This window comes from Pedobacter rhodius (assembly GCF_027213645.1).
Lineage (GTDB): Bacteria > Bacteroidota > Bacteroidia > Sphingobacteriales > Sphingobacteriaceae > Pedobacter > Pedobacter rhodius.
Genome location: NZ_JAPWGL010000003.1, coordinates 569,220 through 582,328 on the forward strand (window position 1 = coordinate 569,220; position 13,109 = coordinate 582,328).

A 13,109-nucleotide genomic window follows, 5' to 3' on the forward strand; every position below is an offset into this window, starting at 1 on the left:
TAAAATTTGAGATAAGTTAAAGATTAATAATAAACGTCAGCTTTATTTTGATGGGTGCTCAAACATTTTTAAATTTTAGGTTTTTACCCTAAACCCTAAACCTAGCTGCCCATTCCGAAACCTTTCATCACCCCGCGGTTAGAGTTGCGGATAAAATCTACAATTTCATCACGAATTTCTGTCGGTTTAAATTCGGCCTCAATCATGTCTAAAGCCTTGGTTACGTTATTATGTTTTACAAAAAGTACGCGGTAAATTTCCTGAATTTCATCAATTTGCTCATTGGTAAAGCCCCTTCTGCGTAAGCCTACAGAGTTGATGCCGGCATAAGAAAGTGGCTCTCGGGCCGCCTTAACATAAGGAGGAACATCTTTACGAACCAATGAACCGCCCGTTACGAAAGCGTATGAACCTACCTTAACAAACTGGTGAATAGCAACCAGGCCGGCAAGAACCACATTGTTACCTATGGTAATGTGGCCAGCTAAGGTTGTGCTGTTCGAAAAAATACAGTTGTTGCCAACTTCACAATCGTGAGCGATATGAGAATAAGCCTGAATTAGGCAATTACTGCCAATCACAGTTTTCCATTTATCTTTAGTGCCGCGGTTAATGGTCACACATTCACGAATTGTCGTGTTGTCGCCAATTTCAGCCGTGGTTACTTCGCCTGCAAATTTTAAATCCTGAGGTTCGCCGGAAATAACTGCTCCCGGGAAGATGCGGCAATTTTTACCGATACGGGCGCCATCCATAATGGTTACGTTTGAACCAATCCAGGTTCCCTCACCAATAATAACGTCTTTATGTATGACTACAAAAGGCTCAATTACAACGTTTTCGGCAATTTTCGCCTGGGGATGTATGTATGCTAAAGGCTGTATCATTATTGAACGGGTTCTGTTTGTTTAATTTTAGAGATTTGAGCCATCATTTCAGCTTCTACAACGATTTTTTCGCCAACCATACCAACACCTTTCATCTGTGCAATGCCTCTCCGGATGGGCTCCAGCAAGTCGCAGCGAAAAACAATCGTATCGCCAGGAAGAACCTGTGCCCTGAAACGGACATTATCTATTTTTAAAAAATAAGTCAGGTAATTTCTTGGATCAGGAACCGTGCTTAACACTAAAATACCCCCAACCTGGGCCATTGCCTCAATCTGGATTACACCGGGAAAAACAGGTGCGCCCGGAAAGTGGCCTTTAAAAAACTCTTCGTTCATAGTTACGTTTTTAACGCCCACAACGTGGTTTTTAGATAGTTCCAGAATTTTATCGACAAATAAAAATGGCTGACGATGCGGCAGGATATCCATTACCTGATTAATATCGTATAACGGTTTAGCACTCGGATCATAAACCTTTTGGATTTTTTTGTTTTTCTCTTTTTTAATCGCAGCTTTAATCTTCTTAGCAAAAGCAATATTAGCGGCGTGGCCGGGGCGGGCGGCCATGATATGACCTTTTAAGTGCATACCAACTAATGCTAAATCGCCAATCATATCCAATAATTTATGACGGGCAGGCTCATTCTGATAACGTAACTCCATGTTATTTAGGATACCCTGAGGCGCTACATCAATATCCTTGCGGTTAAAAAGTTTGGCCAAATGGCTTAACTCATCTTTAGTTACCTCTTTATCAACGATTACGATGGCATTGTTTAAGTCTCCGCCTTTAATCAGGTTGTGTTGTAACTGATATTCTAATTCATGTAAAAAACAAAAAGTACGGCAAGAGGCAATTTCTTTTTTAAATTCTGCAATGGTATTAATGCCGGCATGTTGGCTGCCCAATACCGGGGAATTATAATCAATCATACAGGTAAAGCGGTAATCATCCAAAGGCATAGCCACGATTTCCACTTTCCGGTCTGTTTCGGTATAAGTAATGTTGTGAGGAATCGTAAAGTATTCCCGGTCTGCGTTTTGTTCAATGGTTCCAACAGCTTCCAATAAATCAATAAACTGGATTGAACTGCCATCCATAATTGGTGTTTCCGGCCCGTCGAGCTGTATTAAAACGTTATCTAAATCCATTCCCACCAAAGATGCCATAACGTGTTCTATCGTACTCACACTTGCGCCATTCTGTGTAATGGTGGTACCTCGGGAAGTATCCGTTACATTGTCTGCATCGGCATCGATAACCGGTTCTCCCTCTAAATCAATACGCTGAAATTTGAAGCCATGATTTTCTGGTGCCGGGCAAAAAGTTAGGGTAACATTCGCTCCGGTGTGTAAACCAACACCAGATGCAGATATTTCTTTTTTAATCGTCTTTTGTCTAACGTTCATTTTGTATTGTATTCTTTTCCAGTTCAGCTGTAATTTTTTTAATTGCTTCTTCGAGTATATTGATACGCTTTTCTACATCAGGTAAATGCTTAAATATTACAGAAGCACGCATCCAGTTGCGTAAAGGTTGCGCCGGACTTCCGTGCCATTGTTTGTTTTCTTCGGTAATATTAAAATTAATGCCTGCCTGAGCACCTATTTGAGTTCCTTTTGCCAATGTTAAATGACCGGCAATGCCAACCTGGCCGCCAATAACACTGTTCGGGCCAATTTTAGTACTGCCAGATACGCCTGATTGTGCAGCAAGAACGGTATTTTCACCGATTTCGGCATTATGCGCAACCTGAATTAAATTGTCAATTTTGGCGCCTTTCTTAATGATTGTAGCACCCATTGTAGCCCTGTCGATGGTTGTATTGGCTCCGATTTCTACGTCGCTTTCGATAATAACATTGCCAATTTGAGGTATTTTATTGTACGTACCATCTTTTTGAGGTGCAAAGCCAAAACCATCGCTACCAATAACCGTATTCGAATGCACGGTTACTCTATCTCCAATTACTGAATTATGGTAAATTTTAACGCCGGGAAAAAAATTGCAATTTTCTCCGATTTTAGCATTGGCACCAATATATACCTGAGGATTTATTTTCGTTCCGGCAGCAATTTCTACTTGTTCGGCAACATAAGCGAAAGCACCTATAAAAACACCTTTTCCAATCTTTGCCGTCGGATGTACAAAAGCCAATTTATCAACACCAGATGGTTCCGCCTGGCCATTTATTGCTTCGTTATATTTATCGAGCAAAACCGTGAAAGAACTGTAAGGGTTTTCAACCCGGATTAATGTACTTGTATAATCCTGTGTAGGATTAAAATCTTTAGAAACAATAACGACCGAGGCCTGCGTAGAGTATAAGAAATTCTCGTACTTTGGATTGGAAAGAAAAGACAGGGAGCCTTCTTTACCATCTTCTATTTTCGAGAGTTCTGTTACAGCTACATCGGGGTTGCCATCAATGGAACCGTTTAAAAACTCGCTTATCTGCTTGGCAGTAAATTGCATCGTACAAAGGTAAATGTTAAATTGATATGAACAAAAAAACCTGTTAGGGTTAAATTGTGTATATTCTACACAATAATAAGACTTAAAACGCCACTAAAAATTAAATATTTTGTTAAATAAACCTAAATTCCGCGGGGATAGCATAGAATATATTTTTCCACGGTTTTTTGCAGCGATTCTAAATTCGATAAATCTGAAGCTTTAGCAATATCTACAATATCGTTATTTTTCATCAAAATTTTAATATTTCCAACACCCGCATTATAAGCCCTGTTCTGAATTGAATCTGTAAAAACAAAATATTTTGCTTCTTCGGGCTTAATCTTTAAAAGATCGACGGCGGCATTTTGCAAAAATTGAATACGCTCTTTTTCTGCCATTTGATTGCCTATCTCAACTTTATATAAGTTTCTGGATGTTAGCATTCGGCATAATGCAGATAAAATCTGGTCGGGATACTCCACCCAAACCTTTACAGCAGCATAAATATCCTGATCGTCAAGATTTGTAAAATGTGCTAAATTTTGATGCTGACGGAAGAAATTATCTTCATTAATATCATTTTCAAGGAAATAACTTAGTGAAGGCGCCGCAAATAACTTTTCGCCGGCGGCAGATAATTCTTTTGCTCTTTCCAACAGCTTAACTAAAATCATTTCTCCGGAAATTACGGTCTTGTGCAAATAAACCTGCCAATACATCAATCTACGGGCAATCAGGAACTTTTCAACCGAATAAATGCCTTTCTCTTCAATAACTAAATCATCTTCGAAAACATTAAACATTTTTATAATCCTGTCGAAACTGATCACACCTTCGCTAACACCCGTAAAAAAGCTGTCGCGGTTCAGATAATCCATTCTATCTAAATCCAGCTGGCCGGAAATTAGCTGATGTAGGAATTTTTTGTGGTAAGTGCCATTAAAAATTTCTATCGCATGGGTTAGTTTTCCTTCAAAATGCTGATTCAGCTCCTGCATCAGCTTTGCTGAAATATCTTCGTGCTTTATGCCTGTTACCAGGGAATGTTCTAGCGCATGCGAAAAAGGGCCATGACCAATATCGTGCAGTAAAATAGCCAGTATCGCCGATTCTTCCTCACCTTCGGTAATGATGTGTCCCTTACTTCTCAGCAGTCCAATTGCCAGGCTCATTAAATGCATGGCACCTAATGCGTGATGAAAACGTGTATGCAAAGCGCCGGGGTAAACCAGATGCGTCATCCCCAGTTGCTTGATGTAACGCAAACGCTGAAAATACGGATGCGAAATTACATCATAAACTAATTCTGACGGAATGCTGATGAATCCGTAAACCGGATCATTTATTATTTTTTTCTTATTCAATCGTTAAAAATAGTTAAATAGACAGATACGGTACAAAAATTGCTATTTTTATTTATAGTTTGATTTACATGCCAAAATATAACGGCAATCCTTATCCTATTTTACAAAAACATGCAAGAAACAAAAATATTGTGGGCCGATGATGAAATCGACTTACTTAAACCTCATATATTATTACTTAACGATAAAGGTTACAATGTAACTACATTTACAAATGGTAACGACGCCCTCGAAGCATTTGGAAAGTCTAATTTCGATTTGGTTTTTTTGGATGAAAATATGCCGGGAATGAGCGGGATTGAAACCCTTTCGGCAATTAAAAACCTTAATCCTGATGTACCGGTCGTATTAATTACGAAAAGTGAGGAAGAGAATTTGATGGAAGATGCTATTGGAAGTAAGATTGACGATTACCTGATTAAGCCGGTTAATCCAAAACAGGTGCTGCTGACCATTAAAAAACTGATTGACAAAAAACTTTTGGTGAGTGAAAAAACGTCGATGGCTTATCAGCAGGATTTTAGGAGACTGGGCATGACCTTAGGCGATCGCCTGAATTACGAAGAATGGGTTGATGTGTATAAAAAGATTGTTTTCTGGGAACTCGAATTGGAAAAATTAGACGATCCGCAGATGCATGAAATTTTAACCATGCAAAAGCAGGAAGCCAATACACAATTCTCGAAATTTATTGAAGAGCATTACCTGGACTGGATTAAAGATAAAGACAAAGCGCCCTTGTTATCTAACGAATTGTTAAAGAAAAAGGCTTTTCCTCATATCAATGATAATACGCCTGTTTTTTTTATTTTAATTGACAACCTGCGTTACGATCAATGGAAGATCATTAACCCTTTGATTTCTGAATATTTCAGAATTGATGAGGAAGATATGTATAGCAGTATCTTACCAACCGCCACACAATATGCCCGGAACGCAATATTTTCTGGTTTAATGCCTTTAGATATGGAAAAACGTTTTCCTGGGCTATGGCAAAATGATGATGATGAAGGCGGGAAAAATATGCACGAAGAAGCTTTCCTTGCCGATAATATTAAACGTAGCTTGCGCAAAGATTGTAAATTCAGCTACAATAAAATTTTAACTTTCGAACAAGGAAAAGAACTGGTTGAACAAACCAATAATCTGCTGAAAAATGATTTCAATGCAATTGTTTTCAACTTTGTCGATATGTTGAGTCATGCCCGCACGGATATGCAAATGATTCGGGAGCTTGCGAATGATGATGCGGCTTATCGTTCTTTAACTTTATCCTGGTTTGAACATTCGCCACTTTGGGATTTGTTGAAAAAGATTTCTCAAAAACAGGTTAAGGTTATCATTACGACCGACCACGGAACCATTCGTGTTAAAAAACCGGTTAAGGTAATTGGCGATAGAAGTACAAATACTAATCTTCGTTACAAACAAGGCAGAAACCTAAATTTTAACGCGAAAGAGGTTTTTGCAATTAAAAATCCGCATGATGCATTACTGCCAAAAATTAACATCAGTAGCAGTTATATTTTTGCACGGGAAGACAGTTATTTCGTTTATCCGAATAACTACAATCAGTTTGTGAATTATTATAATGAAACTTTTCAGCACGGCGGAATTTCACTGGAAGAGATGATTATTCCGGTGGTAACGTATTCACCGAGATAGACTTTAATTCCGAAATGACGACTTAAGAGCAAGTATAATTTCAAAGGCAAAAGCAATGCAAATATGTGTTACTTTTGCCTTTTATCTTTTAACAGCAATGAAGATTCAAATTAATGGTTTAACAGATTTGCCCGATGTGGCAAGTAAACTTTTAGCCTTTGCAGGTAAGGAGAAGATTTTCCTTTTTGAAGGGGAAATGGGTGCAGGTAAAACGACATTTATAAAAACTTTCTGCAGGAGCTTAGGCGTTGAAGATTCGGTTTCCAGTCCAACCTATTCTATCGTAAATGAATATGAAGGCGCAGAAAATACCATTTATCATTTTGATTTTTATCGAATAAAAAATATTCAGGAAGCCTACGATTTAGGTTACGAAGAGTATTTTTACGGCGGAGGTATTTGCTTAATTGAGTGGCCGGAAAGGGTAGAGGAGCTATTACCCGAGCATTACGTTAAAGTTGAAATATCGATTTTGGATGAGCGTTGCAGAACTTTTGAGTTTACTAAAATCTAAATTCCGATGTAATTTGTTATCAGTATTTTAACAGATTTTGTGTACCTTCATCAACCGAAAATTCAAACATTTTTTATACCAATCATGGCTACAGGATTACGCGAAGGAATGGCCGATATAGCGCGTCAGGGTTTATTGCAAACACAAGAGGCAACGCTAGAAACCAGAAACAGAAAAAATAATCTAAATATAGGCATCCCCAGGGAAATCTCTTTTCAGGAAAACAGGATTGCTTTAACGCCGCTTTCTGTTGCTTTACTTGTAAATAATGGCCATCAGGTTGTTTTAGAAAGCGGAGCAGGTATAGCAGCCAATTTTTCCGATTCGGAGTATGCAGAGCAAGGTGCAAAAATAGCTTACGATAAAAAGGAAGTTTTTGATTGCGATATACTGGTTAAAATTGCGCCGCCAATGCTGGAAGAAATTGCGATGATGCATAAAGGGCAAACCTTAATCTCATCATTACAAACAGGAACCTTAAAGCAAGAATACCTTAAAGCTTTGATGCAGAAAAAAATAAATGCATTGTGTTTTGAAAACCTGCGTGATGAAGGAAATGTACTGAGTGTTGTGAGGGCAATGAGCGAAATCGTTGGTTCAACATCCATATTAATCGCTGCGGAATACTTAAGTAATGTAACGGGCGGGAAAGGCTTGATGCTTGGTGGTTTTACAGGTGTTCCGCCTACAGAAATTGTTATTTTAGGCGCTGGTACCGTTGGTGAATATGCGGCAAGAACCGCTTTAGCTTTAGGTGCCGAAGTAAAGGTTTTTGATAGTTCTATTTACCGCTTACGCCGGCTTCAGAATAATTTAGGCAACAGCAGGGTTTTTACCTCGGTAATGCAGCCAATCGTTTTAAATAAAGCAATTGTAACCTGTGATGTTGTAATTGGCGCCATCCGTGCCAGTCATGGGAGAAGCCCTTGTGTTGTTATGGAGGAAACTGTTGCACGTATGAAACCGCATTCGGTCGTTATCGATGTAAGTATTGACCAGGGGGGATGTTTTGAAACTTCAGAAGTTACCAACCATACCAATCCGGTATTCAGGAAATATGATGTGATTCATTACTGTGTTCCGAATATCGCATCGAGGGTTCCAAGAACTGCATCTTATGCTTTAACAAATATTTTTGCGCCAATTTTACTCGATATCGGTGAGTTTGGAGGCCTGATGAATATGGTCTGGAACAATCCTGGTATTCGTGAAGCTTTATATATTTACCAGGGAAATGTAACTAATAAAGATTTGGCCGATATGTTTAATTTGCCATTTAAGGATCTGGAATTGCTGGTTGTTTCGAATCAGTAAGGATATAAAATGGAGGATGTTAGATGGGAAATGGGAATTTTTTACATCTTGATACTTGATTCTCATTACTTGATACTAATATGAAACTAAACCCCCTCATCCTTTTTCTGTTTGCTTCTGTTTCTGCATTGGCCCAGGTTAAAACTGAAGCGCCTAAGAAACTCGTTATCATAAATTCTTATAGTCAATACCTGGCTTCCGTAAAAAAGAACCCGAATAACCAGCTGGTTGAAATAACTAAAGCCATTCCCGGTATTAAGCTCGACATTCGCTACGCAACAAAAAATAACTTTATGAAACAGGTTATGTACGGGCAGGCCAGGGCTTTCGCCCGTAAACCCGTTGTAGAATCTTTGAAAAAAGTGCAGGGCGAATTAAATAAAAAAGGATTGGGATTGAAGATTTTTGATGGTTACAGGCCTTATGCCATAACGGTTGCTTTTTATAAAAAGGCAAGTGATAAAAACTTTGTTGCAAATCCAAATCAGGGCTCCAAACACAACAGAGGATGTGCAGTGGATTTGACCATCATCAATTTAAAAACAGGCAAAGAAATCCCAATGCCTACACCATACGATAGTTTCTCAGCCGCTGCTGCGGCATATTATCCAAATGTATCAGCAGAGGTAAAAAAGAACCGCGATTTCTTTATTGCTTTGATGAAAAAATATAAGTTGAATGTACTTGAAAATGAATGGTGGCACTACGATTTTCAAGGCTGGCAAAATTATGCACTAATGGACATTCCCTTTGAAAAACTTTAAAGATGTTCAGTAGTTCATTTGCAATTGGTTCATTTGTTTGGGTATGCTAAACACTTAACTCTTTAGTCTTTATACCCAAAGAACGAAACCTACATTTAAAACGTATGGTCGGTGAGCCATCGACCATGGACTGCTTAACGGGCATTCCCTTTAAAAAATTTTAAAGATCTTCAGTAGTTCATTTGTGATCGGTTCATTTGTTTGGGTGTGCTAAACACTTAACTCTTTAGTCTCTGTCCCCACAGAACGAACCTATATTTAACGTGTGATCGGTGAGCCAAGGGGCATAGACAAGGATTACACAATAGTATATAAGGGATATCCCTTAATTTTCTTAATGCCTTAATGTTTTTAGCTATTCCTGGCACCTGTTTGATACACCCCTCTGAAAAGAAAAGTTTATTTGTCATTGGTTTAGCCATGTAAAACGTCAATCACGATGCGTTGAACCTAAATCTACAAATGATGGGGAACACCATACTGATCCATTTTAACCTTTGCTTTATCTCCCTTTACCGTTAAATGGAAGATAAAATCATAATCGTCGTCGGTTAATTCGGCTCTTGGCCGCTTTCCGCCGAAAGCTTCAATAATTTCTAAAACCGTGTTTGAATGCCCGGCGATAATGATTTTTTTGCCTGTATAACTTGTTTTTACACTATCAACCAAAGCTTTGATATTATTATAGTTGATAACTTTCGGAATCACCAAAGAATCTAAAGTTTGATGTGTTCTTTTATAGGGCGTGCTAAAGGCAACATCAATATTTTCTTTCTTTAAAAATCTTGCTAAATCTCCGGCCCTTATTTTTCCTTCTTCCGATAAATTGGGATTCTTATCCTGGGAATCCGACTTTTCTTTTTCAGCATGGCGGACTACCCATATTTCGGTAGTTTGTGCTTTTGCAATCTGAAAAAACAAGAAGGTAGCAAAGAAGAATATCAGGCTTTTTTTCATCAGGAATAATATTTTGTGTATAAATATTGAAAAAATTATCGGGTTGAAGAAATCTGCAGTATGAAAAAGAAAGTCGGGGAACCTGGTGTTAACCAATAGTGGCTATAAGTCTCGAAATATCTTCTTCAGTATGCCAGCTGCTTAAAATAATTCTATTTATGGCTTCACCATTTACGTCAGGATATGGAAATGAAGAAATTAATATTTTACTTTCCAAAAGCCTATCTGCCAGACTTGATTTGTTAATTTGAAAAACAGGAAAACCTTGCTCGAATTTCCGTTCAATTTTAAGTTTAGTGCTTAATAACTGAATGTTTTCCTGCAATATGTTCCATGCCTTATTGTAAATTTTTGCGCCATTTATAAAAGCGTAAAGTCCTGCCGCGGCTGGTGGTGATGCGCCAATAAAAGTATTCGTACGTTTAAGTTTCCGAATAATTTCTCGTGAACCTAAAACCAAGCCTGCATCTAAACCTAAAGCTTTTGCCATTGAGGCCACTACCACACAATTAATATTTTCCTTTTTTGGAAGATTGTCAAAACTTCCTAAACCATTATTGTTAACGCCAATTCCATGCGAATCATCAACTATCAGGCTAATTTTTTTACTAGGATTAACCTGCTCCAGAAAACTGAAATCATAAATTTCGGGAAAAAGATTGTTCATCGAATTGCTTACCAAAACCCAATTCTGCTCAGCTGAATGATTTATCAATTCAGTTATTTCCACCTTCCATTCCGGAAATGATTTTGAGTTTAAGGGTTGATTTTCTAACCAAAGTGCCGGATGGGTTGTTGGTGCATAAAGTACCTTTCCCAATCCTGATAGTGCTTTAACTGTAAGTTGAGCAGCCAGATAACCACTCGAAGTGATTAATGCATCTTCTGATTTAAATCTTTTAGCCGCCGCTTTTTCTGCTTCATCATAAATACCAAGCTGAATATTATTTGTTCTGCTAGTACCATTATTCAAACCGAATTTCTTAATGCCTTCGATATATAACTTGATAAAATCTTCGTTTTGGGGAATACCCAGGTAAGCTGTTCCACTAAAATACAAGTATTCAATTCCACCGATATTTATGGTGTTTGAAAACGGTTGCGATATCAGGTTAAATTCCGGATGCATGCCTGAATTTTATTTTGAAACCTGTTTGCTGAAAAATTCAAACTGCTTTTTAATGGATTTTTTCCAGTACGCTGCATTATGACTGCCTGGTTGCGAAATGTAAGTTGCACTAATTTTTAAACTGTCGCATTTCTTTTTCATGGCGTTATTAGACTGGTAAAAAAAATCATCTGCACCACAATCGAAAATGATTTCTTTTTTAAGTCCGGCGAGTTTATCAATATTTGCAATAACAGAATATTTCAGCCAGATACCGCTGTCTTTATCAGGGTTTCCTAATAATTCGGGCACACCAAATTTACCAATAGCATCTCGAAGGTTTATACCGCCGCTTGTACTGCCCGCGCTTCTGAATGCTTCCGGATGTTTAAGAAATAACCATAAAGCGCCGTGGCCACCCATGCTTAAACCGGTTATAAATAAATTTGCGGTATCAACAGGATAATCTTTTTTAATTTTTGGCAAAAGTTCGTCGAAAAAGAAACTTTCATATTGCCAGTCTGCCTTAGCCGGACTATTCAGATACCAGGATTTAAATAAACCATCCGGACAAATTAAAATATAGCCATAGTCATCCGCATATTTTTGAGCGTCCATAATGTTATTCCATTGCCTGTAATTCCCGCTCCAGCCATGAAGCAAAATTACTGTTGGTACCTTATCTTTTTTATTAAGGTTTTTTGGCATGAAAACCCAGGTTGTATCGGCCTGAGGTAAGTTTTTGGAATTAAAAACAATTTGTTTTTGAGCGGATGCAGAAAGAAAAAATACGAAGGATAGAAAAGTTAAGATTAGCTTAATCATAAAATTAAAAATTATCGTGTATGTAGGTTACCATTCGTACCATTTCATTTCTTACTGCTGCAGTTGGATTAACAAAATTGTTATTCATAAACGAATAAATTAAGGTTTTCCCTTTTTTCGTAACGATATAACCGCTTTGATTATAAACGCCTGTTAATGAGCCTGTTTTGCCAAATACAAATGGCGTGTCTGTTTTTGGATAAGCATTTTTTAAAGTTCCGGTTTTGCCGCCGGCAGGTAGCATATTAAATAATTTCGACGGATTATTTACTTCTTTATAAATCAGGTCCAGCACATAAATCATGTCGTTAGGCGAAAATAAATTCATCCTGGAAAGGCCGGAACCATCAACCCACCTGGGTTTTTGAGGTAGTTCAGCTAAATAATGCTTTAATACATATTGAATTGTCTTTTCAGTATTTAAGGTATCGCTTAACTTATCGCCACAAACCAGTAATAGTTGTTCGGCTAAAAAGTTATCACTTGGCAGAAGCATGGCTTTTAAAACTGCATCACGACTTGTGCCATATACTGTTTTTGCATCCGCAGGCATTTTAATGTTTATCAATTCGACCGGTTTATGAAGTGTATCGGCAAGTAAACTCAATGTTGTAGCTGTGCTTAGTTTAAAAGGAATTTGCTGGGCATAATCTGCTTTTACCGGAACCGCATTGTATTCAAATTCATTGGTGTTAAACTTTCTCTTTACAAAGAAATCGCCCTTGTTATTGGTACTGTCTTTAATAAAACAAGCCGTAAAATTTTTAGGGGTTATGGAAAAAGTTCCATTTGGATTTCCTTTTACCCAAACGGTATTATCGAGTAAGGGCAAATCATTAATTTCTGCCTGGTAATAGTCATTGTAGTCATCCCAGGCCCATCCTGAACCGAAGAAATTCCCGGTATATCTGCCTGGGGCGAAAAACAGTTTTTTATTGCTTAACGACAGGAAATTATATGCCGATTTACCTTTTAATTCTGATTGCAGAAAGGATGGATCGCCGGTACCCCAAAAGATTAAAGAATCGTTCCTTTCAATATACCGTAATGCCGGCAGCTGCTCCGGAATCATTTTTAATGCGGCATAAAATGTGTACAATTTTGTATTCGATGCGGGTGTAAATTGTTTATCGGCATCTTTCTCAAAAATTGTCCTTTTATCTTCGGGATTATATAGCGAAAACCCAACCTGATATTGTTTAATCACCGCAGAATTTCTGAATTCTTTGGAAACTTTTTTGGCCATTATCT

Annotated in this window: 12 protein-coding genes; 4 read left to right on the forward strand and 8 right to left on the reverse strand. The window is 37.9% G+C overall.

Annotated elements, in window-relative coordinates; all coding sequences use genetic code 11:
* Positions 1–101: 101 nt before the first annotated feature.
* The 4 genes from lpxA to O0931_RS12580 form a co-directional block, all read right to left on the reverse strand.
* Positions 102–887 (reverse strand): acyl-ACP--UDP-N-acetylglucosamine O-acyltransferase, encoded by a 786-nt coding sequence (lpxA, locus tag O0931_RS12565; protein ID WP_269415928.1) that lies wholly within the window; start codon positions 885–887, stop codon positions 102–104.
* The gene (locus tag O0931_RS12570; RefSeq protein WP_269415929.1) at positions 887–2,299 is read right to left on the reverse strand and encodes a bifunctional UDP-3-O-[3-hydroxymyristoyl] N-acetylglucosamine deacetylase/3-hydroxyacyl-ACP dehydratase; all 1,413 of its coding nucleotides are present in this window, start codon (positions 2,297–2,299) and stop codon (positions 887–889) included. The genes lpxA and O0931_RS12570 overlap by 1 nt, the downstream gene beginning before the upstream one ends.
* Entirely contained in the window at positions 2,289–3,365 is a 1,077-nt protein-coding gene (lpxD, locus tag O0931_RS12575; protein ID WP_269415930.1) for a UDP-3-O-(3-hydroxymyristoyl)glucosamine N-acyltransferase, read from the reverse strand. Before lpxD ends, O0931_RS12570 begins: the two co-directional genes overlap by 11 nt.
* Positions 3,366–3,487: 122 nt before the next feature.
* Entirely contained in the window at positions 3,488–4,711 is a 1,224-nt protein-coding gene (locus tag O0931_RS12580) for an HD domain-containing protein (protein ID WP_269415931.1), read from the reverse strand.
* 111 nt (positions 4,712–4,822) lie between these two features.
* Here O0931_RS12580 and porX point away from each other — a divergent pair, with 111 nt between their 5' ends.
* The 4 genes from porX (at position 4,823) to O0931_RS12600 (ending at position 8,968) form a co-directional block, all read left to right on the forward strand.
* Positions 4,823–6,376, forward strand: a complete 1,554-nt coding sequence (gene porX / locus O0931_RS12585; protein WP_269415932.1) for a T9SS response regulator signal transducer PorX — start codon at positions 4,823–4,825, stop codon at positions 6,374–6,376.
* Positions 6,377–6,473: 97 nt separating this feature from the next.
* Complete coding sequence (gene tsaE / locus O0931_RS12590) at positions 6,474–6,890, forward strand: tRNA (adenosine(37)-N6)-threonylcarbamoyltransferase complex ATPase subunit type 1 TsaE (RefSeq protein WP_269415933.1); 417 nt, start codon at positions 6,474–6,476, stop codon at positions 6,888–6,890.
* 84 nt (positions 6,891–6,974) lie between these two features.
* On the forward strand, positions 6,975–8,204 hold the full coding sequence (locus O0931_RS12595) for an alanine dehydrogenase (RefSeq protein ID WP_269415934.1): 1,230 nt from the start codon (positions 6,975–6,977) through the stop codon (positions 8,202–8,204).
* A gap of 80 nt (positions 8,205–8,284) precedes the next feature.
* Positions 8,285–8,968 carry a M15 family metallopeptidase gene (locus O0931_RS12600; RefSeq protein WP_269415935.1) on the forward strand — a complete coding sequence of 228 codons (684 nt, stop codon included), beginning with the start codon at positions 8,285–8,287 and terminating at the stop codon, positions 8,966–8,968.
* 456 nt (positions 8,969–9,424) lie between these two features.
* Here O0931_RS12600 and O0931_RS12605 read toward each other — a convergent pair whose 3' ends face one another.
* The 4 genes from O0931_RS12605 to O0931_RS12620 form a co-directional block, all read right to left on the reverse strand.
* Positions 9,425–9,925 carry a phosphoglycerate mutase family protein gene (locus tag O0931_RS12605; RefSeq protein WP_269415936.1) on the reverse strand — a complete coding sequence of 167 codons (501 nt, stop codon included), beginning with the start codon at positions 9,923–9,925 and terminating at the stop codon, positions 9,425–9,427.
* An 88-nt stretch (positions 9,926–10,013) separates the two neighbouring features.
* Positions 10,014–11,054 (reverse strand): aminotransferase class I/II-fold pyridoxal phosphate-dependent enzyme, encoded by a 1,041-nt coding sequence (locus tag O0931_RS12610; RefSeq protein WP_269415937.1) that lies wholly within the window; start codon positions 11,052–11,054, stop codon positions 10,014–10,016.
* Positions 11,055–11,063: 9 nt separating this feature from the next.
* Complete coding sequence (locus O0931_RS12615) at positions 11,064–11,858, reverse strand: alpha/beta hydrolase (protein ID WP_269415938.1); 795 nt, start codon at positions 11,856–11,858, stop codon at positions 11,064–11,066.
* A gap of 4 nt (positions 11,859–11,862) precedes the next feature.
* Positions 11,863–13,104, reverse strand: coding sequence for a D-alanyl-D-alanine carboxypeptidase (locus O0931_RS12620; RefSeq protein WP_269415939.1), 1,242 nt, complete (start codon positions 13,102–13,104; stop codon positions 11,863–11,865).
* Between the last annotated feature and the right edge of the window lie 5 nt (positions 13,105–13,109).